Origin of the sequence: Burkholderia sp. BCC1972, from assembly GCF_905339605.1 — a bacterium.
In the GTDB taxonomy this organism is placed as follows: Bacteria; Pseudomonadota; Gammaproteobacteria; order Burkholderiales; family Burkholderiaceae; genus Burkholderia.
Genome location: NZ_CAJPGH010000003.1, coordinates 107,889 through 131,010, shown reverse-complemented (window position 1 = coordinate 131,010; position 23,122 = coordinate 107,889). Strand labels below are relative to the sequence as shown.

Below are 23,122 nucleotides of genomic sequence, written 5' to 3'. Positions count from 1 at the left end.
GCCTCATGAACATCCATCACACGGGAATCCAGCGATCCATGCAAAACCAGCGCATTCGCGTATCGATCCAGGCCGCGCGCGCGGCGGCGGCCGTCTGTCTCGCCACCGTCGTCGCGGGTTGCGGCAGTCTCAGCACCGTCACGCCGGAAGGCACGACCGACCAGCCCGTGTTTCCGGACGTGAGCCGTGCCGGCGTGAACGACGGTGCATGGCCGAACCTCGACAACCTGCGCAGCGTGCGTGCCGGCATGAACAAGACGCAGCTCTATGCGCTGCTCGGCACGCCGCACTTCTCGGAAGGGTTGATGGGCGTGCGCGAATGGGACTACCTGTTCCATCTGCCGTCGAAGAGCGGGCCGGTTCAGTGCCAGTACAAGGTGCTGTTCGATCAGGAACGCGTGGCGCGTACGTTCCTGTGGAAGCCTGAAAGTTGTGCGGAGGTGGCCGGGGCGGCAGCTGGCTGAGTCGTCGGTCGTCTTCCCGGATAGCGGCCGCCGGCGCCACGTGTATTCATCGCCACGATGAGCGACAATCGGCTTGCGCACGACCGACAGGAGACGACATGACGCAACAGGACGAAGCCGTGCGCACGCGCTGCGTCGCATGGCAGATCGTGCGGACGTGGCACGCGTGCGAATGGTGCCGGCTCGTCGAATCGCCCTCGGGCATCGACCTGTCGGGTTCGGTATCGGGGGCGATCGACGGCACGCCGTTTCGCGTCGACTACGCGATTGCATGCGGTGCCGACTGGCTGACGCGTTCGGCGCGCGTGACACGTTGGGCCGGCACGACGCAGCAGCAGTGGGACATCGCCTGCGACGCAGGCCAATGGACGATCGACGGCGTCGAGGCGCCGGCACTGGCGGGCGCGACCGATATCGACCTCGGTTTCAGCCCGTCGACCAATACGCTGCCGATCCGGCGGCTCGCGCTCGCCGTCGGCGAATCGGCCGTGATCCGCACGGCGTGGCTGCGTTTTCCGGATTTCGCGATCGTACGCGGCGAGCAGCGCTATACGCGTACGGCGCCAGGCGTGTATCGCTACGAGAGCGGCACGTACGCGGCCGATATCGCGATCGACGATGCGGGCCTCGTCACCGACTACGACGAGTGGCGGCGCATCGGCGCCGCGCCCGCGCCATAAGCGTCAGCGCGCGCTGGCGACCGACAGCTTGCCGGGAATCAGCTTCAGCGTGCTGAACGTGTCGGCGATGTTCTGCTGATACGCGACCGTCGCATCGGTGATGGGCTGCACGCCGTAGCCGGCGCGCTTGAGCGCGACTTCGAGCGTCGACGCGTCGAGGCCGACGAGCGGCGACAGCTGGGTGGCGACCTCGGGGACGTGATCGCGCGCCCAGCGGTCGACCGCGTCGACTTCGTCGAGCAGCGTGCGCAGCACCTGCGGGTGGGCAGCCGCATACTTGCGCGCGGCGAGGTAGTACTGCGTGTTGCGCACGAGCCCGTCGCCGTTCGCGACCACGCGCGCGCCGAGTTGTCGCTCGGCGGCGGCGAAGTACGGGTCCCAGATCACCCACGCATCGATACTGCGCTGCACGAACGCGGCGCGCGCGTCGGCGGGCGTCAGGTAGATCGGCTGGATGTCCGCATACGTGAGGCCTGCGCGTTCGAGCGCCTTCACGAGCAGGAAGTGGACGTTCGAACCCTTGTTGAATGCGACCTTCTTGCCGCGCAGTTGCGCGACGGTGCGGATCGGCGAGTCGGGCAGCACGATGATCGCCTCGCCCTGCGGCGCGGGCGGCTCGTTGCCGATATAGACGAAATCGACGCCGCCGGCCTGCGCGAAGATCGGCGGCGTCTCGCCGACCGTGCCGACGTCGATCGCGCCCGCGTTCAGCCCTTCGAGCAGTTGCGGGCCGGCCGGGAATTCGAGCCATTGCACGGTGACGCCCTGGCTCGCGAGACGCTTCTCGAGCGTGCCGCGTGCCTTGAGCACGACGAAGTTGCCGTACTTCTGGAAGCCGATGCGCAGCCGCGTGCCGGTGTCGTCGGCCAGCGCGGGCCGTGCCGCGAGCGGCCCGAGCGCAAGCCCGGCCAGGCCGGCGGCCGCGCCCTGCAGCCATTGGCGGCGGTGCGGGCTCGCCAGGGTCGTTTCAACGTCGGTGTGCGGTGTGTCGTTCATCGGGCCATCCTGCGTGCGGGTTCACGGGCCGCGCACAGGGACGGCGCGGCCGGCGCAAGGCAGGGCCGGATGCGGGCGCTGCACGCAACCGGCCGGCCCGCGCCGGACTCAGGACGATACGGCCGCACCGGCCGGTGGCCAACCAACGAATGCTTATATGCAAATCAGCGGCGCGGCGGTGCTCAATCGGTGCCGGCCGCGCTTTCCTCGATCGAGTCGACCCGATCCGGATAGAACGCGAGGTGCCCGCGAATCGCTTCGACGGCCGGATAAGGATGCTCGTAGGTCCAGACGGCGTTGTTCGAGCGTTCGCCGCCGGCCGCGATCGAGTAGTACGCGCAGTCGCCCTTGTACGGGCAATAGGTGGCATGGTCGGTGCGTTGCAGCAGCGACATGTCGGCATCTTCGCGCGGCAGGTAGAGCACGGCCGGATAGCTGGCCTCGCGCAACGCGAGCGCGCGGCGCGTATCGGCGACGACCTTGCCGGCCACCGTCACCACCACGCGCCGCGGATGCGGCTCGATCGTGATCGGATGATCGGGGCCCGGCGATTTCACGGGACGAGCGGGCGTATCGGGACTGATCGACATCGTGGATCCTCCAGGACGCGGCGGCGCAGCGGCGCCGGGCGGATCCCGGCGCGCCGGTGCCGGCGTTTGCCAGTCGATACGATGCGCTCATTCCAGAAAGTCTGCAGGGGGCCGGAAGGCAGCCGCGCGAAAGGCGGCAGGATCGTGCGTCCGGCGCTCGCGCGGACGTTTCCATGCACGGGCAGCGGGATGCATCGGCGACGATAAGCATCGCCGAATTAATTGGTAAGCGATCGGCTGGAGGCGCGCGAAGATCGGCCGTCGTCATTCGCATGACAGTCATCCTTTCTCTCCGCCACCATGAAGAACGCTTACGTTTCGTCAGCCACGCGTCGTGCGCGTGGCGTACCGCATGCCGTTGCCGCACTGCGCTGCATCGCTGCGTCGCTGCTGCTCGCCGGTGCCGCGACCCAGGCGCTGGCCGCGCCGACCGGCAAGACGCTCGTGTACTGCACCGAAGGCAGCCCGGCCGGTTTCGATCCGGGCCAGCACACGACGAGCACCGACTTCGACGCGAGCACGTACCCGATCTACAACGGGCTCGTGCAGTTCAAGCGCGGCACGCTCGATCTCGAACCGGCGCTCGCGACGAACTGGGACGTGTCGCCCGACCAGCGCACGATCACGTTTCATTTGCGGCGCGGCGTGAAATTCCAGACGACCGCATGGTTCAAGCCGACGCGGCCGTTCCAGGCCGACGACGTCGTGTTCACGTTTCGCCGCATGCTCGATCCGGACGATCCGTTCCGCAAGGCCTACCCCGTCAGCTTCCCGTATTTCAGCGATCTCGGTTTCGACCGCAACGTCGAGCGCATCGAGAAAGTCGACGACTACACGGTGCGCTTCGTGCTGAAGACACCCGACGTCGTGTTCGTGCGCAACCTCGCGATGGCGTTTGCGTCGGTGCTGTCGGCAGAATATGCGTCGCAGCTTGCCGAACGTCATCGTGAGTCGGACATCAACCAGTTCCCGGTCGGCACGGGGCCGTTCCTGCTGCGCTCGTACCAGAAGGATGCGCTGATCCGCTACGACGCAAATCCCGACTACTGGAAGCCGGACGACGTGAAGCTCGGGCGCCTCGTGTTCGCGATCACGCCCGATCCGGCCGCGCGCCTGCAGAAGCTCGTGGCCGGCGAGTGCCAGGTATCGGCGTTTCCGCGCCCGGCCGATCTCGAGACGGTGCGGCGCGACCCGAAGCTGTCGCTGTTTTCGGGGACGGGCTTCAACGTCGGCTTCGTCGCGTACAACACGCAGCATCCGCCGCTCGATCGCGTTGACGTGCGGCGCGCGCTCGACATCGCGATCGACAAGACGGCGATCATCAGGACCGTGTTCAACGGCGATGCGACGATCGCGACGAACCCGATGCCGCCCTCGCAATGGTCGTACAACCCGCGCCTGAAGGATGCGCCGCGCGATCCGGCCGCCGCGAAGGCGCTGCTCGCGCAGGCCGGGTTCCCGAACGGCTTCGACCTGACGCTGTGGGCGATGCCGGTGCAGCGGCCGTACAACCCGAATGCACAATTGATGGCGCAGCTGATCCAGCAGGACTGGGCGAAGATCGGCGTGCGCGCGAAGATCGCCAGCTACGAATGGGGCGAATACAACCGCCGCGCGAAGCACGACGGCCAGCATGACGCGATCCTGTACGGCTGGTCGGGCGACAACGGCGACCCCGACAACTGGCTCGGCACGCTGCTCGGCTGCGAAGCCGTGCACGGCAGCAATCTCGCGAAGTGGTGCAATCAGGATTTCGAACGACTCGTTACCGCCGCGCGTTCGAATGGGGATGTCGCGAAGCGCACGTCGCTATACGAGCAGGCGCAGGTCGTGTTCAAGGATCAGGTGCCGTTCACGCCGATCGCGACGTCGATCGTGTCGCTGCCGATCTCCAAACGCGTGCACGGGCTGACGTTCTCGCCGCTCGGCGGCCACCGGTTCGACGGTGTGTGGCTCGATTGATGGAGGAACAGCCGGCGCGCGCGTGCGCGCCGGCGTTCGCTGCGTCAGTTCAGTGCTACGGCGGCCGCCGCTTCGACCGGCGAGCCCTCGAGTGCGACCGAAGGGCGGCCGTCGGGGCCGACCGGCACGTCGCCGATGAGCGTCGTGCGGTAGAGCTGGCGGTCGAAGTCGAGATCGAAGATGTCGACCGGTGCAAGATGCGCGGTCGTGCGGTTGTCCCAGAACGCGATGCTGCGCGGCTCCCACTTGAAGCGGATCGTGAATTCCGGCCGCGTCACGTGTTCCCACAGCAGTTCGAGCAGCGCCTGGCTTTCGCGCGGCGTCAGCCCGACGATCGATTTCAGGAAGCTCGGGCTCACGTACAGCGCGCGTTCGCCCGTCTCCGGGTGCACGCGCACGAGCGGATGCTCGGTCACGAGCGGGCGGCGTTCGACCGCCGCGTCGAATGCGCCGGTGGCGCGCGCACCGGCCGGCGGCGTGAAGCGGTGAATGCCGCGCAAGCCGTCGACGAAGCCGCGCAGCGGCGCGGACAGCGTCTCGTACGCACGTACCAGGTTCGTCCAGTGCGTGTCGCCGCCGTACGGCGGGATCGTCACGCCGCGCAGGATCGACGCCCACGGCGGATTCACGGCAGCCGTCACGTCGGTATGCCAGCCGGTCCAGGGCCGGCGCACGGGTTCGCCTTCGAAGCGCGTCGCCTTGCGATGTTTCGCGATCGAATAGACGGCCGGGTGGCCGTCGACATGGCCGAACACCGGGTGGCCGACCGTCGGTTCGCCGAACTGCGCGGAGAACGCGACGTGCTGCTCGTGCGTGAGGAACTGTTCGCGGAAGAAGATGACGCGCCATTGCAGCAAGGCGGCGCGGATCGCCGCGATCTGCAGCGTGGTCAACGGTTGCGTGAGGTCGACGCCGCGGATTTCCGCGCCGATGTGGGCGGACAGCGGAATCACGTCGACCGGCTGGGCGGCGGGTTCGAGTAGGGCGCTCATGCGACGCTCCTGGCGGAAGTGAACGGGGCGGAGAGCCGACATCGTTGCGCGTGCAAGTGTCGGTGCGGCGGCAGGAAGCTCATGATCGGGGCTCCGGTAGGACAGGCGCGGCGGCGCGCGGGACGTGGCGCCGCCGCGAGAGACGGGCGTTACTGCAGCGTCGCACCCGGCCCTTTCAGCACGACGCTCCGGCGACCGTCGATGCCGGCCGGCACGTCGCCGTGAACGGTCGCGCGGCGCACGACGCGGCGTGCATCGCCGTAGTCGTTGATCGCGTAGTGCTGCGTCGCGCGGTTGTCCCAGATCGCGACGTCGCCTTCCTGCCAGCTCCAGCGCACGGTGTTCTCGAGACGCGTCACGTGCTCGTGGAAGACCTGCAGCAGGTGCGCGGAATCCTGCGACGACAGCCCCTTGAGCCGCTGCACGAAGTGGCCGAGCACGAGCGTGCGCTCGCCGGTTTCCGGATGCACGCGCACGACCGGATGCTCGGTTTCATAGACGGTCGACGTGAACACTTCGCGGTAGCGTTTCAGTTGCGTGTCGTCGGCATGCACATGGGTCGACGCGTAGTCGTAGGCGTTGGTGTGCAGCGCCCACAGCGTGTCGGCGAGCGCGCGCAGCGGGTCGGGGAGATGCGCGTACGCGGCGGCCGTATTGGCCCACACGGTATCGCCGCCGAACGGCGGAATCACGACCGCGCGCAGGATCGAGATCTTCGGGTATGCATCGACGAACGTCACGTCGGTGTGCCACGAATTGGCGCGCGCGCCGTGCGCGGAATCGAGTTCGAGCAGATGGGCGCTGCCGTCGACGGACGGCACGGTCGGGTGCGCGACGGTATCGCCGAAGCGGCGTGCGAACGCTTCCTGCGCGGTGTCGTCGAGATGTTGCTGGCCGCGGAAGAACAGCACCTTGTGGCGCAGCAGCGCCGCGTGGACCGCGTCGAACGTCGCGTCGTCGAGCGTGGCCGACAGCCGGACGCCGGCGATTTCGGCGCCGATCCGGCCGGCGACCTGGCGAAGCTGAAGCGGAACGGCGGCCGTGCGCGGCGCGGCGTGCGAAGCATGCGAAGACGGTTGTGCGGCGTGCTGGACTTCGGACATCGTGAGTCTCCTGGAGTCGGGTCGGTCGAGTCTCCATTCAAGCAGGGACTGCGCGGAACCGGAACCGATGAATCGTCACAACCTTAGCGTTCCCGCTGTGATGAACGATATGTGATACGAAGCAATCGCGCCGCTACCATGCGAGCCGCCATTCGCCGATCCGGTGCGGGCGCGGCGTGTCGGGACGCTTGCCGCCCGTGCCGTCGTTGCGCGGCGGTTCGCTCTCGTCGAAATCGGCGAGCACCGTATCGCGCAAGCGCGCGAATTCCGGCGAATCGCGCCGGCGCGGCCGCGGCAGCGCGACGTCGACGATGCGTTCGATACGGCCCGGGCGCGGCGCCATCGTGACGACGCGGTCGCCGAGATAGACGGCCTCGTCGACGTCGTGCGTGACGAGCATCATCGTGATGCGCTCCTGTTCCCAGATGCGCAGCAGTTCGTTCTGCATCCGCGCACGCGTCTGCGCGTCGAGCGCACCGAACGGCTCGTCGAGCAGCAGCACACGCGGGCGGTTCACGAGGCCGCGCGCGATCGCGACGCGCTGGGCCATCCCGCCCGACAACTGGTTCGGAAAGGCGTGCTCGAAGCCGTTCAGCCCGACGAGCGCGACGTGATCCGCGACCGCACGCCGTTTTTCGGCCGCGTCGAGCGGCGCGTTGCGCAGTGCGGCGGAGATGTTCTGTTCGACGGTCAGCCACGGGAACAGCCGGTGATCCTGGAACACGATCCCGCGCTGCAGCGACGTGTCGCGCACGCGTTCGTCGCCGGCGCGGATCTCGCCTTCGTAGTCGGTGTCGAGCCCGGCCACCAGCCGCAGCAGGGTCGATTTGCCGCAGCCGCTCGCGCCGACGATCGTGACGAATTCGCCGGCACGCACGTGCAGCGACACGTCGTCGAGCACGGCGAGCGTCGCGCCGCGTTGTGCGTAGTGCTTGCTCACATGGAGGATGTCGAGCGAATCGGAGGCGAGCGTCGTCATGGCAGGGTGATGAAGGTTGTGGCGGACAAGGGGCGCAACATCAGCGCGGCAGGTCGCCGCGGCGGGCCAGCACCTTGCGCTCGATCGCCCGTGCGATCGCGTTCAGTGCCCAGCCGGTCACGCCGACGACGATGATCCCGAACAGCACGAGATCCATCCGGAACTGCTCGCTGCCGTCGATCAGCGTGTTGCCGATGCCGCTGCCCGCGACCAGCAGGTATTCGGCACCGAGCGTCGCGAGCCACGAATAGATCAGGCCGAGATACAGCCCAGTGAAGATCGACGGCAGCGCGGCCGGCAGGATCACGTGGCGAATGAGCTGGAGCCGCGAGTAGCGCAGCGCGCGGGCGACGTCGACATACGTACGCGGCACCGCGTGAATGCCGTCGCACGTGTGCGCGGCGACGGGCAGCAGCGCGGCGAGCGACAGGAACACGACCTTGGCGGCGTCGCCCAGGCCGAACCAGACGGAAATCAGCGGAATCCACGCGAACAGCGAGATCTGCTTGAACGTGTCGAAACTCGGGCCGACCATGCGCGCGGCGACGCGCGACAGGCCCAGCGCGGCGCCGAGCAGCAGCCCGCCCGTCGCGCCGATTGCGAAGCCGCACGCTTCGCGCGCGAGCGATGCGGACAAGGCGCGGCCGAGCGCGCCGCTCGTGGCCTGTGCCCATGCGGTGCGCAGCACGTCGGACGGGCCGACGAGCAGCCCGCTTTTCACGAGATGGGCGGAAGCGATCGCCCACCAGAGTGCGAACGCCGCGAGCGGCAGCACGAAGCCACGCCAGTCGGGCGCGTGCAGGCGGCGCTCGGGTGTCGCAGCGTCTTCCGGCGGGAGTGCGGGGTGGGCGGAATCCGGCATGGGTGACGCTCCTTCGGTTGGGCAGGCCGGATCAGCCGCGGAACGCGGACGGCACGCCGCGGCGCAGGCGCGCCTCGAGCGCGTCCAGCAGCCGGTTGATCAGCAGGCCGACCGCGCCGACCACGACCACGGACGCCATCACGAGATCGAGCTGGAACAGTTGCCGCCCGTACACGATCAGGTAGCCGAGCCCTTCGGACGATGCGACGAGTTCGACCACGACGAGCGCGAGCCACGATTTCGTGAACGCGAGCCGCACGCCGGTCGCGAGCGTCGGGATCGCGGCCGGCAGCACGACATGGACGATGCGTTGTCGGCGCGTGTAGCCGAACACGCGTGCGACTTCGTCGAGTGCGGGCGGTGTCTGGCGGAATCCCTGCAACGTGCTCAGCGTGACGGGGACGAGCGCCGCATGCGCGATCAGCAGGTATTTCAGCGGTTCGCCGACGCCCACGAGCAGCAGCAGGAACGGCAGCCAGCCGAGCACCGGAATCTGCACGAGCGCGTTGAAGCTCGGCAGCACGTAGGCCTCCAGCGTGCGCGACAGGCCGAGTGCGACGCCGATTGACACGCCGAGCAGCGTGCCGGCCGCAAAGCCGACCAGGACGCGTTGCAGGCTGATCAGCGTGTGGCGCGCGAGATCGCCGCTCGTCGCGAGGTCCGCGAGCGATTCATACACGCGTTCGGGCGGCGGGAGGATCTGCGGCGCGATCCAGCCGCGCGCGCTGCCGACGGTCCACAGCGCGAACAGCAGCGCCGGGAGCAGCCAGGGTGCGAGCTGCCATGCGAGCCGTTTCACGACCGCCGCGCGACGCGGCGGCGCGGCGAGCGCATGATGCTCGGGCGACGGAATCGAAAACGCGGTGTCGCTCATCGGCGCAGGTCCGGGTCAGGAAAGCGGTTTGCCGGCCGCGTCGTAACGCGGCCAGTAGTTCTCGAGCTTCAGCGTGCGCAGCGCGTTGTCGAGATACTTCGGCTCGAACCAGCCGTCGACGTCGACCGGCTGCCGGATCAGCTTCAGGTTCAGCGCATCCTGCGCGACGGCCTTGTAGCGCGCGACGACGAACGGATCGATCAGCGGGGACAGCCGGTCCTTCAGGCGCTGGTTCGCGAAGTCGGCCTGCCACGACGAGTACGGCACGCCGCTCTTCGTCCAAAGCTTGAACAGCGCGTCGCGGTTCGCCTCGTCGGACGACCATTGCGCGCCTTTCACGTACACGGTGACGACGCGCTGCACGATGTCCGGGTGCGCGCGCTCGAAATCGTCGAGCACGAGCAGGTGGGTTTGCCGCGTCAACTGCGGGCCGTCGTTCTGCGATTCGTAGATGATCTTCGCCAGGCCGGCGTCGCGCAGCTTGTAGAGCGCGTAATCGCCCACCGACGCGTCGATGCCTTTCGACGCGAGCGCGGCGAGCGAACTGGCAGCGTCGAGGTTGATCACGTGCAGGTCACGCTCGCTGAGGCCGTTCCTCGCGAGCGCGTTGTCGGCGACGAGCTGCAGGTTGGTGCCGCGGAAGATCGACACGCGGCGCTCCTTCAGGTCCTTGATCGAACGGATCGTCGAGTCGGGCGGCACCGCGATCTTGATGCCCGAACGCACGCTCGCGGCGAGCAGCAGGCGCGTCTTGATCCCGTTCGAGCGGGCGAGCACGGCCGGCAGGTCGCCCTGGTACGCGAAGTCGAGCGCCTTGTTGGCGATCGCCTCGTTGACGGCCGGGCCCGCGCCCTTGAAGAACAGCCACTGCACCTTGATGCCGTCGGCCGCGAATTCCTTTTCGACCAGTTGCTGCAGTTGCACGGTGGCGGCGCTCGAGCCGCCGAAGGTCGGCGGATCGCCGGTGCCTTGCTGGGCGACGCCGATGCGGATGACCGCGGGCTTGTCGGCGTGCGCGGCGGCGGCCGGCAACGCAAGAAGGGACGCGATCAGCAGCGATCGCAGCAGGCGCAGTGGAGACGGGAATCGGTCGATCATGGAGCGTCGGATGGCGAGGAGTGGAAGTCGTGCCGGAGGGTGCCGGAGCCATTCTGGAGGACGCATTCGGCGCGGGACAAGCAACGATTTGAACTATGCTTATCGCCGCGTTTCGGGTTGGCAAATCACGTGTGTCACCGATTGGAAATGGCGACACACGCGCGTGCGGATCCCGCATGCCGATCGGGCGTGCAATATTTTCCGGACCATGCCGGCCGGCGCAAAAATAAATGCCGACCGACGCGCACGCATGTTCGTTTCAAATCCGGACAGGAAAATTCGCGGCATATCGGAAAACTGAATAAAAAACCGTCGAAACGCACGGCGGAGGAAACGGTGCATGCCGGTATTGACATTCTTACTGTGCGGGCGCAGCCCTTTTGCATCGCGCTTGAAAAGCGGTAGATGACGTGCGCGTATTTCATCGTTGAAGGGCTTCGCCCATAAATGCAATCCGACGCTAAATAATTTGAATTCGCCCAAAAAATTGTATATACCCTAGACGAATTGGCGTGATCCGCATCGTGTCAATGCGGCTACGCAACAGACGCGCGGAAGCAGCGGCAGATGCCATCGCTGTCCACCGCGCATTGCAGTGATCGAATGGATTCAGGGGGAATGCGTACGGCCCGATGCCGGGGCTGACGCATGAGTCATGAATGGGCGAACGTCGTGCGCGCCACCGAAGCAACGCCGCGTCTTTACATTCAACGGTCGATCACCGACCCCGTCACTCGGAGGTTGTCATGCTGCAATACGTCAAGACCTTGCTGCGCGATGAACGCGGCGTCAGCTCGCTCGAATACGCGGTTCTCGCCGGCATCGTCGTCGTCGCGCTGGCGGCGGTCGGGGTGATTCTCAGCAGCACGTCCGGCGGCTTGCCGGCCGTGTTCACGTCGCTGATCAACAAGGTCACGGCGTTGATCTGATCTCCTGAACCCGCGCGCCGCCGACGAACACACGGATCCGCAGCGGTACGACGTATCCAGCCGGGGCGCGCCGACGGACGGCTCTCCGATGCTCTATCTCGTACAGTCGGCGGCGACGCTCGTGCTGGTGTTGCTCGCGATGCAGGATGTGCGCGCGCGACGCCTGTCCAATCGTGCCGTGCTGGCGTTCGCGATGCTGTATTTCGTCGCGGCGGCACTCGCGCGCGAAGGGCTCGCGCAACTCGCCGGCCACGCGGCGACCGCCGCGGCGATGCTGCTGTTGTTCGCCGGCCTGCGTCACGCGGGCTGGCTCGGCGGCGGCGACGTGAAGCTGGCGGCGGCGGTGTTCCTGTGGGCCGGCCCGGCGCTCGCGTTCCCGGTGCTGACGATCGTCGGTGCGAGCGGCACCGCGTGCGGCCTCGCCGCGCTCGCGGCCGGTGCATGGCGGCGTCGCACCGCGCCCGCGCCCGCACCCGCGCGTACGATCGCGACGCGCGGCGTGCCGTACGGCATCGCGCTCGCGCTCGGCGGCACGCTGGCCGTCTGGGCGCCGTTTCCTCACGCGGTTTCGCTTACCTAGCCCGGGGGACGCACGCCGCCATGCCCAAGCCCCTGAGAATGGCCGTCCTGGTCGTCGCTGCCGCGTTCGGTGCGTTCATCCTGCGCCAGCTGTTCGTCGCCGCGTCGACGCCGTCGGCGCCCGCCGAAGCGGCCGAGGTCCGCGTGCGCGTCGCGGCGGCGGACCTGCCCGAAGGGCTGCTGCTGCGCGACAACGATCTCGGGTGGAAGCGCATGCCGCGCACGCAGGTGCCGGCCGGCGCGTTCATCGAGTCGCAACCGGGCGCGAGCCCGAAAGGCGCGCTGCTGCGCAGCCGGGTCGACGCCGGTGCGCCGATCCGCGCGGAGAACGTGATCCCGGCCGGCGCACCGGATTTTCTCGCGGCCGCGCTGCAGCCCGGCATGCGGGCGATCTCGGTGCCGGTCGACGACGTGTCCGGCAACGCGGGGCTGATCCAGCCCGGCGACTTCGTCGACGTGGTGCTCACGCAGGAAATCGGCGGGTCGGCGACGACGCCCGGCACGTTCGAAGCGGAGACGGTCGTGCGGCGCGCGCGCGTGCTCGCGGTCGGCTCCGAATTCCAGCGTGCGAAGACGCCTGCGAGTGCGCCGGACGTGCCGGTGCGCGGCGCGCGCACGGTCACCCTCGAGGTCGCGCCGCGCACCGCACAGGTCGTGCTGGTTGCGACGCGCCTCGGCTCGCTGTCGCTGGTGCTGCGCAGCTTCGCGACGAGCGATCGCCGCCAGGCGGCGGGCGGCGACGAAGAGGACGCCGATACGCAGCCGGTATGGGCCGGCGACGTGTCGCGCGCGGCCCGCGGTGCGCAGCGGGCGCCGTCCGCGAGAACGGACGCCGGCGCGCGGCCGGCAGCGCAGGGCAATACGGTCGTGATCTACCGCGGCTCGTCGGTCGACGACGGGTCGCGCGGCAGCGGTACCGGCACGGCGGGCGTGCCGCCGCTGCCATCGGGTTGGCCGGGCACGCCGGTCGTGCCGGCCGCACCCGCAGGCGGCTACGCCGCCGCGGACGCGACGACGCAGGCGCCACGGATGGCGGTGCCGCAGTGACGCGGTGACGATTCGGGGCCGACCGCACGGCGGCCGGCATTTGACGGGAACACGCATGGTGCGCATCGTTCGTTGGATCGCTTTCTGGTGTCTGGCCTGCCTCGTCGCGCCGGGCGTCGCGCTCGCGCAGCGCGCGCAGGCGGCGGACGGCGGCGCGGCGTTGTCGATCGCGACCGGCAAGGGCGAGATGCTGACGCTGTCCGAGCCGGCCACCGCGATGTTCGTCGCGGATCCGGGCATCGCGGACATCCAGGTGCCGTCGCCGCGCACCGTGTTCGTGTTCGGCAAGAAGGCCGGCACCACCACGCTGATCGCGCTCGGCGCGAACCATCGGCCGATCCTGCGCCGGACGGTGATCGTGCAGGTCGACACCGCATCGCTGCAGACGGTGCTCGACAACCGCTTTCCGCAATTGAAGCTGTCGGTGTCCGGCGCGCCGGGCTCGCTGATGGTGTCGGGCAAGGTGCCGAGCGCGGCCGACGCGGACGCCGTGATGCAGTCGCTCGCGCCTTATGTGAACGACAAGGAAAAGATCGTCAACCGGCTCACGCTGTCGCGTCCGATCCAGGTGAACCTGCGCGTGCGCGTGACGGAAGTGAGCCGCAACATCACGCAGCAGCTCGGCATCAACTGGAGTTCGCTCGGCGCGGCAGGCAACTTCATCGGCGGGTTGTTCAACGGGCGCACGCTGATCGATCCGACGAACAAGCTGTTCAACCTGTCGCCGACCGGCGCGTACTCGGTGCTGGGCGGCTTCCATACGGGGCGCTGGTCGATCGACGTCGTGCTCGATGCGCTCGATCAGGAAGGGCTGATCACGATGCTCGCGGAGCCGAATCTCACCGCGATGTCCGGCCAGACCGCGAGCTTCCTCGCGGGCGGCGAGATCCCGATTCCGGTCGCGCAGGCCGGCACCACGACCGGCGCGATCACGGTCGAGTTCAAGCCGTTCGGCGTGTCGCTCGACTTCACGCCGACCGTGCTCGCCGACAACCGGATCAGCCTGAAGGTGCGGCCGGAGGTGAGCGAGGTCGATTCGAGCAACAGCGTGACGACGGGCGGCGTCACGGTGCCGGGACTCTCGGTGCGGCGCGTCGAGACGACGGTCGAGCTGTCGAGCGGGCAGAGCTTCGCGATCGGCGGGCTGCTGCAGAGCCAGACGGCCAATACCGTGTCGCAGATCCCGGGGCTCGGTCGGCTGCCGATCATCGGCCGGCTGTTTTCGTCGAAGAACTTCCAGGACAACAAGACCGAGGTCGTCGTGATCGTGACGCCGTACATCGTGCAGCCGACCGGGCCCGGCCAGCTCGAGCAGGCGCTCGACACCGTCGCGCGGCCGAGCAGCGATCTCGAATTCGCGATCCAGCGCAATCTCGGGATCGACCTGCTGTCGGGCGACACGCCGCGTCTCGTCGGCGCCGCGGGCTTCGTGTACTGACCGGAGGAGCGCGCATGCGAGTTCGAACCCTGTTCACCGCACCGTTGCCGCTGGCGCTTGCGGCCTGCCTGTCGGCGCCGCCGCCGCTGAACATGCCCGATGCACGCGCGATCGGCTTCGACGGCGTCCGTGCGGTGCCGCCCGATTGCGCGAAGCTGATGCAGCCGTCGCATCTCGTCGACGCAGGGTTCGGGCGGCCCGGCGTGCCGTTCGGCTGCGCGACGTACACGAATCTCGCGGCGATGCTCGCGCGGCCCGAAGACCTCGTCGCGCCCGTGCCGTACGGCGGTGCCGATGCGCAAGTCGCGGCCGACGCGGTGCGCCGCTACGTCGAGGATCGCGTGAAGCAGCCCGCGCCGGGCAAGACGCTGACGACGACCGGCTCGCCCGGCCATTGACCCACTCCCGATGCGATCGCGATGCCGCCCATGAACGTCCTCGACCGCCAGAACGCCAAGCACGCCGCCACTGCCGGAGCGGCGGATCTCGTCGCGGTCGTGTCCGATGCCGGCAGCGAGGATGTGATCCGCCGCGTCGCGCAGGATCTGTCGATCACGCGCGCCCATGTGCAGCCGGGCCGCTGCGACGATGCAATCCGGCTGCTTCAGCAGCACGAGCGCTCGCCGCGCCAGCTGATCGTCGACGTGTCGGAATCGGTGTTGCCGGTGTCGGACCTGATGCGGCTCGCGGAGGTGTGCGATCCGTCGGTGCGGGTCATCGCGATCGGCACGCAGAACGACGTCGGGCTGTTCCGCAACCTGCTGGGCATCGGCGTGCAGGACTACATCGTGAAGCCGCTGACCGTCGAGTTGATACGGCGTGCGCTCACGGCGACGGAATCGGTCGTGCAGGGGCGCACCGGCAAGGTCGTCAGCTTCGTCGGCGCGCGCGGCGGCGTCGGCACGACCACGATCGCGGTGAGTCTGGCGCGCTGCCTGGCGGGCGAGAAGCGCCGCCGCGTGGCGTATATCGACCTCAATCTGCACGGCGGCGGCGCGAATTCGATGTTCGGGCTGTCGAGCAACAACGGGCTGATCGAATTGCTGAACATGGAGCAGCGTCCCGATGACGCGTTGTTCGAACGCATGTTCGTCACCAAGGGCGACCGCCTGCACGTGCTTTCGGCCGAACTCGCGTACGGCGAAGACGTGCCGCTGCGCGACGATGCGATCGCGTTGCTCGTCGACATGCTGAAGGACCGCTTCCATTACGTGCTGTTCGACGTGGGCCACCGCGCCGGCAAGCTTTTCGAGGACGCGCTGGCGGCGTCCGATCTCGTCTATGTCGTCGCCGATCGCTCGGTGCACGCCGCGTACGAAGCCGCCCGGCTTGCGCGCTTCGTCAGGGAGCTGCCCGGCGAACGGCTGCTGTCGATGATGCTGAACAACCCGCTCGAGCCGGTCAAGGGGCGCGTCGCGCAGACCGACTTCGAGGACGCATTCGGCGGCGTGAGGCTGCGCGAGCTGCCGCACGAGCCGCAGACGCTCGCGGTCGCCGAGAACCTCGGCGAACCGATCGAAGGCACGAAGCGCCGTGGCTTCCTGGACGAGATCCGGCTGCTCGCGAACGGCATCACCGGCGAATCGATGGCCGTCGCCGAGCCGTGGTACGCGCGCTTCGTCAAATGGAGGAAAGGATCGTGACGTTCGGTACCCGCAAACAGGACCCGCCGGACCCCGCGCCGGCCGCGTCACCTGTTGCGCCGCACGACGGCGCACCTGCGCCGGGCCCGACCGCGAGCCAGGCGCACGCGCCGGCGCGCATGCCCGCGATGGCCGATACCCACGAGGCACTCATCCGCTCCGGCAAGTTCGACGCGATTCGCACTGCGGTGTTCTCGTCGATGAACATGTCGGCGGCGCTGATGAAGACGCGCGACGAAGTGCGCGCGGGCATCGAACAGGTGGCCGCGCACACGGTCGAGCGCGAACGCCTGAAGATCACGGCGGGCGAGCAGGTGCTGATCGTCGACGCGATCCTGAACGACATGTTCGGCGTCGGGCCGATCGAGCCGCTGCTCGCCGACGACACCGTCTCCGACATCCTCGTGAACGGCCCCGACCAGGTGTACGTCGAGCGCGCGGGCCGGCTCGAACTCACGCCGCTGAAGTTTCGCGACAACGCGCACGTGACGAGCGTCGCGCAGCGGATCGCGGCGGCGGTCGGGCGCCGCGTCGACGAGAGCAGCCCGATGGTCGACGCGCGTCTTGCCGACGGCAGCCGCGTGAACGTGGTCCTGCCGCCGATCGCGATGCGCGGCGCGTCGATCTCGATCCGCAAGTTCGCGAAGCGCGACATCACGCTCGCGCGGATGGCGCACCAGGGCAATATTTCGCACGGGATGCTGCAGGTGCTGAAGATCGCGTGCGCGTGCCGGCTCAACATCGTGATCTCGGGCGGGACCGGTTCGGGCAAGACGACGCTGCTCAACGCGCTGTCGCAACACATCGAGGAGCACGAACGGATCGTGACGATCGAGGATGCGGCCGAGCTGCAACTGCTTCAGCCGCATGTCGTCAGCCTCGAGACGAGGCCGGAGAATACGGAAGGGCTCGGCGGGATCTCGCAGCGCGACCTCGTGCGCAACGCGCTGCGGATGCGGCCCGACCGCATCATCCTCGGCGAAATCCGCGGGTCGGAGGCGTTCGACGTGCTGCAGGCGATGAATACGGGCCATGACGGCTCGATGACGACGATCCATGCGAACTCGCCGCGCGACGCGATCAGCCGGCTCGAAAGCATGGTCATGATGGCGAACGCGAACCTGCAGCTGCTGTCGATCCGACGCCAGATCGCAAGCGCCGTGCACCTGTTCGTGCAGGTCGAGCGGATGCGCGACGGCGTACGTCGCGTGACCCGGATCACCGAGATCGCCGGGATGGAGGGCGAGGTGGTGATCACACAGGACCTGTTCGCGTTCCGCCAGGAAGGCGACACGTCGCGGGACGTGGTGAAGGGCGTGTTCGAGGCGTCGTCGCTGCGGCCCGCGTTCGCGCCGCGCGCCGCGTACTACGGCGTCGAGGACGCGCTCTCCGAGGTATTCCGGTCATGAGGGCCGCGGACCTGTTCGCGCTCGGCGCGTTCGTCGTGATCCTTGCAGCCGGTCTCGCGCTGTCGGCGTGGCTCGATCGTGCGCGCCACTCGCCGGAGCAGCGCATTCGTGCGCGGATGCGGCACCTTGCGCCATCGCTGGCGGGCCGGGAAGGCGGTGCAAGCGCCGTACCCGGCGTCGCGCTGTTCAACCTGCCGCGGCGGCAAAGCCGTGCGCGCGCACGGCTGCAGCATTATGTGACGCGCGTGCGTGCGGTGGGCGGCGAACGCGGGATGCGGATCGTCGTCGCCGGCACGATCGCCGGCGCGATTGCCGCGATCGTGGTGGTGCAGCTCGTCGCGGTGCCGCGCATGCTCCATCCGCTGATCTACGTCGGGCTGCCGCTGGTGGCGATGCGCGCCAGCTACCGCGCGCTGGTCGAACGGTTCAGGCTGCGCTTTCTCGAAGCATTCCCGGACGCGATCGACCTGATCGTGCGGGCGGTGCGCGCGGGCATTCCGGTCACGCAGGCGATCAGCACGGTGGGCGACAGCGCGGCCGAGCCGGTGCGCTCGACCTTCCGCACGATGGGCGACAGCCTGCGCGTCGGCGCGGACCTGAAGGACGTGCTGACGCTCGCGGCAGACCGGCTGATGATCGCGGACTTCTCGTTCTTCACCGTCTACCTGCTGCTGCAGCGCGAGACGGGCGGCAGCCTCGGCGAGACGCTCGACGAGTTGTCGAGCATCATCCGCACGCGCCGCGACATTCGCCTGAAGACGCGCGCGTTGACCGCCGAGGGGCGAATCACGACGAAGATCATTTCGGCGGTGCCGTTCGTGATGATCGGCGCGCTGTTCCTCGTGAACCGCGCCTACGTGATGCTGCTGTTCGACACGCATCCCGGACGCGTGATGCTGACGATCGCCGCGGTGCTGCTGACGATCGGGCTGCTGTCGATTCGCAAGATCTCGAAACTGGATACCGCGCGATGACGATGTCGATGCTGGCCGCCCGCGGCCTCGAACTGTTGCTGCTGGCCGCGTGCGTCGCGGTGGCGCTCGCGACGCCGGGCGGCGGCACGCGCCGGCGGATTGCGGTGCGCGTCCAGCAGGCCGCCGGACAGCGGCCGCCGTCGCTGGGCGCGGGGCGCCTGCAGCCGGCCGAGGTGCGTCAGGATCTGACGCGACGGCTCGCGCAGCTCGGCGAGCGGCTGCCCGTGCTCGACCCGATGCAGCGCGCGAAGCTCGCGCTGCAGCTGACGCGCGCGGGTTTTCGCGAGCGGCGTACGGTGTCGTCGATGATCGGCATCAAGCTGAGCTGCGGCGTGGCGTTCGCGGTCGTCGCGATCGTGTTCAGCCCGTACATTCCGCGTTTCGGCGAATACTTCGTGATCCGGGCGCTGGCCATGGTGGCCGCGTTCGTGATCGGCGTGATCGTGCCCGAATACGTGCTCGGCGCGATGATCCGGCGGCGCCGGCGCATCATCGCCGCGTGCTTCCCGGACGCGCTCGACTTGCTCGTGATCTGCACGATGGCCGGCAACAGCCTCGTATCGGGCGTGCGGCGCGTCGCACGCGAACTCGAGCGCATCTGCCCGCCGCTCGCCGACGAGTTGAAGGTATGTGCGGACGAGCTGACGCTGAGCGGCAACGTGTCGGAAGCGCTCACGCATTTCGCACTCCGCGTCGATTTTGCGTCGGCGCGCTCGCTCGCCACGACGCTCACGCAATCGCAGCGGTTCGGCACACCGATCACGCAGGCGCTGCGAACGCTGTCGCGCAGCGAGCGCACCGAGCAGATCGTCGCGCTCGAGGAGCAGGCCGCGAAGCTCGCGCCGAAGATCACGCTGCCGATGATGCTGTTCATCCTGCCGACGGTCGGCCTGATCGCGGCGGGCCCGGCGGCCATTCGCCTGCTCGAGGTGTTCAAATGAAGCGCTCCGTCATCCGTGCGTTCGCCGTCGCGGCCGTGCTGCCGCTGCTCGCCGGCGGCTGCGCGCCGGGTATCCAGACGAGGCCGGCGCTGTCGCACAAGAGCGACGACCCGCAGGCCGAATTGCGCATTGCCGACAGCGCGCTGGCCGGCGGGAACGTCGAACTCGCGTCGACGCTGTACGGGAAGGTGCTCGCGCGGCATCCCGACTCGCTCGCGGCCCAACTCGGGCTCGCCGACGTCAACTACCGCGCCGGCGATCTGGAGCGTGCACGCATGCTCTACGAGCAGGCACGGCAGCAGGCGAGCGCCGAACTCGGGCCGCAGGTGGGGCTCGCGCGTGTCGCGCTGCGGCAGCGGCGACTCGACGAAGCCGCCGGCCGCTATCGCGACTTGCTGGCCGCACAGCCGAACCTTCCGCTCGCGGCGGAAGGGCTCGGCACGGTGCTCGATCTGCAGGGCCGCCACGAGGACGCACAGGCCGTGTACCGCGAAGCGCTGCGCGCGCATCCGGATGCGCAGGGGCTGCGCATCGACCTCGGGCTGTCGCTCGTGCTGAGCAACCGGCCGCGCGAGGGCGTGAACGTGCTGCTCGACGTGGCCGGGCTGCCCGATGCGCCGTGGCAGGCGCGCCAGAACCTCGCGTTCGCGTATGGCGTGCTCGGCAACACCGATTCGGCGAAGAAGCTGCTGTCCGCGGACCTGCCCGCGTCGGCGGTGGCCGACAATCTGCGCGTGTACCAGGCGGTGCGCGCGCAGCTCGCGGCGCGCCCGCTCGCCGACGCGTCGCGACCGTTGAAGGGGGCCGCGCTCGAGCCGCGCATCGTGGCGCCGGCCGCGGGGGCCGCAAAATGACACGCGGGGCGACGGGCGCCCGCCGTGCGCGCGGCGTCGTATCCCTCGAATTCGTATTGATGCTGCCGTTCCTGCTGATGGTGCTGATCGGCATCATCGACACGAGCCTGCTTCTGTGCGACAAGGCCGTGATCACGAACGCGAGCCGCGAAGCCGCGCGTGCGGGCGTCGTGCTGCGCGTGCCGATGCTGACCACGACCCAGATCGCCAACGTCGCGTTGAGCTACACACAGAACAGCCTGATCACGGGCGGCACCGCAACCGCGCCGACCGTGACCGTGACGCAGGCGAACGGCACGACGGCGGGCACCGCGCTGACGGTCACGGTGACCTACACGTATACCGGGATGGTGCTGGGGTCGGCATTCAGCGCGCTGACCGGCCCGGTGACGATCACGGCCAGCTCGGTGATGCTCTATGAGTGACGCAGCCGGCCAGCCTTCCCATGGCACGGCGCGCGAGCGCGGCTCCGTCGCGCTGTTCTTCCTGATGTTCCTGATTCCGCTGCTGTCGTTCGGCGCGCTGGCGATCGACATCGCGTGGATCGCCACGGTGCGCAACCAGTTGCAGAACGCCGCGGACGCGGCCGCGCTTGCCGGGGCCGATGCGATGATGTCGCCGACCGGCGGTGCGCTGAACTGGTCGCAGGCGGCGCCGGCGGCGAACGGCGTGATCGCGCAGAATTCGGCGGCGGGCGCACCGCTGGCGAACGGCACGGTGACGACCGGCTACTGGAACGTGACGCGCACGCCCGCGTCGATGCAGCCGACCACGATCACGCCCGGCCCCTACGACGTGCCGGCAGTGCAGGTGACCGTATCGCGCGCGCCGGGCATCAACGGCGGCTCGATTCCGCTGTTGCTGGGCGGGCTGCTCGGCATCCCCGGTGCATCCGGCGGCGCGACCGCGATCGCGGTGCTCGCCGCGCCGGGCGGCGTCGCGGCGGGCGCGCTCTTTCCGGTCGCGATCGACCAGTGCGTGTACAACCAGTACTGGAACGCGCAGACCAACCAGCCGCTGATCAATCCGCTCACCAACCTGCCGTACGAATTCTCGATCACGAACGGCCAGACCTACGGCACGCTGTGCATGGGCGGCCAGTGGACGTCGTTCCAGTCGACCGCGACCGACACGACGACGATGGGCAACCTGATGGTGACCGGCAACCCGACGACGCTCAATATCGGCGACAGCATCAATCTCGCGACCGGCGTGAAGGCGACGCTCTATACGTCGGTGCCGGTCGGCACGACGGTCGTGCTGCCGGTCGTCACGCAGACGTCGAGCAGCACCCAGGTGCCGATCGTCGCGTTCGCGGCGTTCCGCATCGACGTGTCGCTGGGCGGCACGTACAAGTACATCCAGGGGCACTTCGTCGCCGGCGTCAAGATGACCGGCGTCGCGACGGGCGTCGGGCCGTACTACGGCTTGTATGTGCCGCCGCGGCTCGCGTTGTGAGCGTGGCGGGCATCGTGCCGCGCGCGGCGCAGCAGCACCAGCAGCGCGAAGAGCGTCACGGCCGGCCCGAGCTGCGGCAGCTGCAGCCACGGGTTCAGGTATTCGGCGATCGGCAGCGCCCACAGGAGCGCGATCGCAGCCTGTTCGCCGCGCAGCCAGCCGTCGCGCCAGCCGATCGCGAGCATGCAGGCGATCGCGATCGCGAGCCACGCGAGTTCGTAGTGCCACACATACGGGTTGGCGACCAGCGTCGCGACTGCCAGCACGGCCGCGCGCATGCGCGGATCGCGCGACTGCGTCCACACGATGCAGGCGGCGGCGATCGCGATCGCGGCGATACACGCATGCGCGGCATACGCGGCGCCGAGCGGCACGCCCGCGAGGCGGAACGTTGCGAACGGGGTAGGCGACACGAGCCAGAACACGACGCCGTGCTCGAGGACGATCGAGCGGACGAGGCCGGCGCTGGCGACGAACAGGCGCAGCGAATCGATGCCGCAGACGAGCACGCTCAGCGCAACGAACGCGCCGGTCGCGAGCGCGGCCCACATGATCGTGCGCCATGCGCGCGCGGCGACCAGCACGAACGGGAACAGCAGCGCCAACTGCGGCTTGACCGACAGCAGCGCGATGCAGAGGCCCGCCCACAGCGGCCGCCGGTCGGCCCAATAGACGGCCAGCGCCGCACACGATGCGGTCAGGAACGTGTTCTGCCCGAGCGTCGCGGTGACGAACACGCACGGCGCGGCGGCTAGCGCAAGTGTGCCGGTGCGCCATGTGCCGGGAGCCGTGCAGAGGCCGGATACGCGCGACACGGCGAGGCCGAGCATGAACACGCCGAACGCGACGAACAGCGGATAGCCGAGCGCGAACGGCAGCAGCGCCAGCGGCGTCACGAGCAGCAGGTAGGTGGGCGGGTACAGCCACGGGGCGAACACGTCGCGACGAAGGTGCGGGAACAGTTCGGGCAACAGCCGCGAGAAGGCGGAGAAATCGTACGCTTGCGCCGGCGAGCCGTGCAGCATGACGTACGAGGCCGACCAGAACACCGAGAAATCGGCGCCGGGACGCGCCGGGACGCTGCCGGATGCGTGACGAACGACCGTCGTCCAGAGCGCGATGAACAGCACGTACAACACCAGCATCAGCGTGCTGTACAGAACGAGGCGTCGCGGCGTGAGCCACGCGACGACCGGGCGCTCCGCCGAGCGCATCGATTGGCGGGGAATGTCCAATTGCGGCGGCCCGGT

Annotated in this window: 24 protein-coding genes; 15 read left to right on the top strand and 9 right to left on the bottom strand. The window is 68.8% G+C overall.

Going from position 1 to position 23,122, the window contains the following annotated elements; genetic code table 11:
* The first annotated feature begins 38 nt into the window (after nt 1-38).
* Both U5798_RS06315 and U5798_RS06310 read left to right on the top strand, forming a co-directional pair.
* Nucleotides 39-464 (top strand): outer membrane protein assembly factor BamE, encoded by a 426-nt coding sequence (locus tag U5798_RS06315; protein ID WP_322081562.1) that lies wholly within the window; start codon nt 39-41, stop codon nt 462-464.
* A 98-nt stretch (nt 465-562) separates the two neighbouring features.
* The gene (locus tag U5798_RS06310) at nt 563-1,144 is read left to right on the top strand and encodes a putative glycolipid-binding domain-containing protein (protein ID WP_124450115.1); all 582 of its coding nucleotides are present in this window, start codon (nt 563-565) and stop codon (nt 1,142-1,144) included.
* 3 nt (nt 1,145-1,147) lie between these two features.
* Here U5798_RS06310 and U5798_RS06305 read toward each other — a convergent pair whose 3' ends face one another.
* A complete protein-coding gene (locus U5798_RS06305; RefSeq protein WP_322081561.1) occupies nt 1,148-2,140 on the bottom strand; it encodes a sulfonate ABC transporter substrate-binding protein in 993 nt (330 codons plus the stop codon).
* A 182-nt stretch (nt 2,141-2,322) separates the two neighbouring features.
* Nucleotides 2,323-2,730, bottom strand: a complete 408-nt coding sequence (locus U5798_RS06300) for a DUF427 domain-containing protein (RefSeq protein WP_124450119.1) — start codon at nt 2,728-2,730, stop codon at nt 2,323-2,325.
* 300 nt (nt 2,731-3,030) lie between these two features.
* Between U5798_RS06300 and U5798_RS06295 the strand changes: the two genes are divergently transcribed.
* Nucleotides 3,031-4,692: an ABC transporter substrate-binding protein gene (locus U5798_RS06295; protein ID WP_322081560.1), complete on the top strand. Its 1,662-nt coding sequence runs from the start codon at nt 3,031-3,033 to the stop codon at nt 4,690-4,692.
* Between the two features lie 44 nt (nt 4,693-4,736).
* Here the strand turns inward: U5798_RS06295 and U5798_RS06290 are convergent, their stop codons facing one another.
* The 6 genes from U5798_RS06290 to U5798_RS06265 form a co-directional block, all read right to left on the bottom strand.
* Nucleotides 4,737-5,684, bottom strand: a complete 948-nt coding sequence (locus tag U5798_RS06290) for a TauD/TfdA dioxygenase family protein (RefSeq protein ID WP_322081559.1) — start codon at nt 5,682-5,684, stop codon at nt 4,737-4,739.
* A gap of 149 nt (nt 5,685-5,833) precedes the next feature.
* Nucleotides 5,834-6,787 (bottom strand): TauD/TfdA family dioxygenase, encoded by a 954-nt coding sequence (locus U5798_RS06285; protein WP_322081558.1) that lies wholly within the window; start codon nt 6,785-6,787, stop codon nt 5,834-5,836.
* Between the two features lie 133 nt (nt 6,788-6,920).
* Nucleotides 6,921-7,766: an ABC transporter ATP-binding protein gene (locus U5798_RS06280; protein WP_124450126.1), complete on the bottom strand. Its 846-nt coding sequence runs from the start codon at nt 7,764-7,766 to the stop codon at nt 6,921-6,923.
* Between the two features lie 40 nt (nt 7,767-7,806).
* A complete protein-coding gene (locus U5798_RS06275) occupies nt 7,807-8,628 on the bottom strand; it encodes an ABC transporter permease (protein ID WP_124450128.1) in 822 nt (273 codons plus the stop codon).
* A 31-nt stretch (nt 8,629-8,659) separates the two neighbouring features.
* On the bottom strand, nt 8,660-9,502 hold the full coding sequence (locus U5798_RS06270) for an ABC transporter permease (RefSeq protein ID WP_124450130.1): 843 nt from the start codon (nt 9,500-9,502) through the stop codon (nt 8,660-8,662).
* Between the two features lie 15 nt (nt 9,503-9,517).
* Nucleotides 9,518-10,600, bottom strand: a complete 1,083-nt coding sequence (locus U5798_RS06265) for an ABC transporter substrate-binding protein (protein ID WP_322081557.1) — start codon at nt 10,598-10,600, stop codon at nt 9,518-9,520.
* Between the two features lie 746 nt (nt 10,601-11,346).
* Between U5798_RS06265 and U5798_RS06260 the strand changes: the two genes are divergently transcribed.
* The 12 genes from U5798_RS06260 to U5798_RS06205 all read left to right on the top strand — a co-directional run bounded on the left by U5798_RS06260 (nt 11,347) and on the right by U5798_RS06205 (nt 21,872).
* Nucleotides 11,347-11,529: a Flp family type IVb pilin gene (locus tag U5798_RS06260; RefSeq protein ID WP_124450135.1), complete on the top strand. Its 183-nt coding sequence runs from the start codon at nt 11,347-11,349 to the stop codon at nt 11,527-11,529.
* An 88-nt stretch (nt 11,530-11,617) separates the two neighbouring features.
* Nucleotides 11,618-12,109, top strand: coding sequence for a prepilin peptidase (locus U5798_RS06255; RefSeq protein WP_322081556.1), 492 nt, complete (start codon nt 11,618-11,620; stop codon nt 12,107-12,109).
* Between the two features lie 20 nt (nt 12,110-12,129).
* The gene (cpaB, locus tag U5798_RS06250; RefSeq protein ID WP_322081555.1) at nt 12,130-13,155 is read left to right on the top strand and encodes a Flp pilus assembly protein CpaB; all 1,026 of its coding nucleotides are present in this window, start codon (nt 12,130-12,132) and stop codon (nt 13,153-13,155) included.
* A gap of 55 nt (nt 13,156-13,210) precedes the next feature.
* Entirely contained in the window at nt 13,211-14,593 is a 1,383-nt protein-coding gene (locus U5798_RS06245; protein WP_322081554.1) for a type II and III secretion system protein family protein, read from the top strand.
* A 14-nt stretch (nt 14,594-14,607) separates the two neighbouring features.
* Nucleotides 14,608-14,991 (top strand): CpaD family pilus assembly lipoprotein, encoded by a 384-nt coding sequence (locus tag U5798_RS06240; RefSeq protein ID WP_322081553.1) that lies wholly within the window; start codon nt 14,608-14,610, stop codon nt 14,989-14,991.
* A gap of 21 nt (nt 14,992-15,012) precedes the next feature.
* Nucleotides 15,013-16,236, top strand: a complete 1,224-nt coding sequence (locus tag U5798_RS06235) for an AAA family ATPase (RefSeq protein ID WP_322081552.1) — start codon at nt 15,013-15,015, stop codon at nt 16,234-16,236.
* On the top strand, nt 16,233-17,645 hold the full coding sequence (locus U5798_RS06230) for a CpaF family protein (protein ID WP_322081551.1): 1,413 nt from the start codon (nt 16,233-16,235) through the stop codon (nt 17,643-17,645). The genes U5798_RS06235 and U5798_RS06230 overlap by 4 nt, the downstream gene beginning before the upstream one ends.
* Nucleotides 17,642-18,619 (top strand): type II secretion system F family protein, encoded by a 978-nt coding sequence (locus tag U5798_RS06225; RefSeq protein ID WP_124450149.1) that lies wholly within the window; start codon nt 17,642-17,644, stop codon nt 18,617-18,619. Before U5798_RS06230 ends, U5798_RS06225 begins: the two co-directional genes overlap by 4 nt.
* The gene (locus tag U5798_RS06220) at nt 18,616-19,560 is read left to right on the top strand and encodes a type II secretion system F family protein (protein WP_322081550.1); all 945 of its coding nucleotides are present in this window, start codon (nt 18,616-18,618) and stop codon (nt 19,558-19,560) included. The genes U5798_RS06225 and U5798_RS06220 overlap by 4 nt, the downstream gene beginning before the upstream one ends.
* Entirely contained in the window at nt 19,557-20,414 is an 858-nt protein-coding gene (locus U5798_RS06215) for a tetratricopeptide repeat protein (protein ID WP_322081549.1), read from the top strand. Before U5798_RS06220 ends, U5798_RS06215 begins: the two co-directional genes overlap by 4 nt.
* Complete coding sequence (locus U5798_RS06210) at nt 20,411-20,839, top strand: TadE family protein (RefSeq protein ID WP_322081548.1); 429 nt, start codon at nt 20,411-20,413, stop codon at nt 20,837-20,839. The genes U5798_RS06215 and U5798_RS06210 overlap by 4 nt, the downstream gene beginning before the upstream one ends.
* Nucleotides 20,832-21,872: a TadG family pilus assembly protein gene (locus U5798_RS06205; RefSeq protein WP_322081547.1), complete on the top strand. Its 1,041-nt coding sequence runs from the start codon at nt 20,832-20,834 to the stop codon at nt 21,870-21,872. Before U5798_RS06210 ends, U5798_RS06205 begins: the two co-directional genes overlap by 8 nt.
* Here U5798_RS06205 and U5798_RS06200 read toward each other — a convergent pair.
* Nucleotides 21,836-23,107, bottom strand: a complete 1,272-nt coding sequence (locus U5798_RS06200; RefSeq protein ID WP_322081546.1) for a glycosyltransferase family 87 protein — start codon at nt 23,105-23,107, stop codon at nt 21,836-21,838. The genes U5798_RS06205 and U5798_RS06200 overlap by 37 nt on opposite strands.
* Nucleotides 23,108-23,122 lie beyond the last annotated feature (15 nt).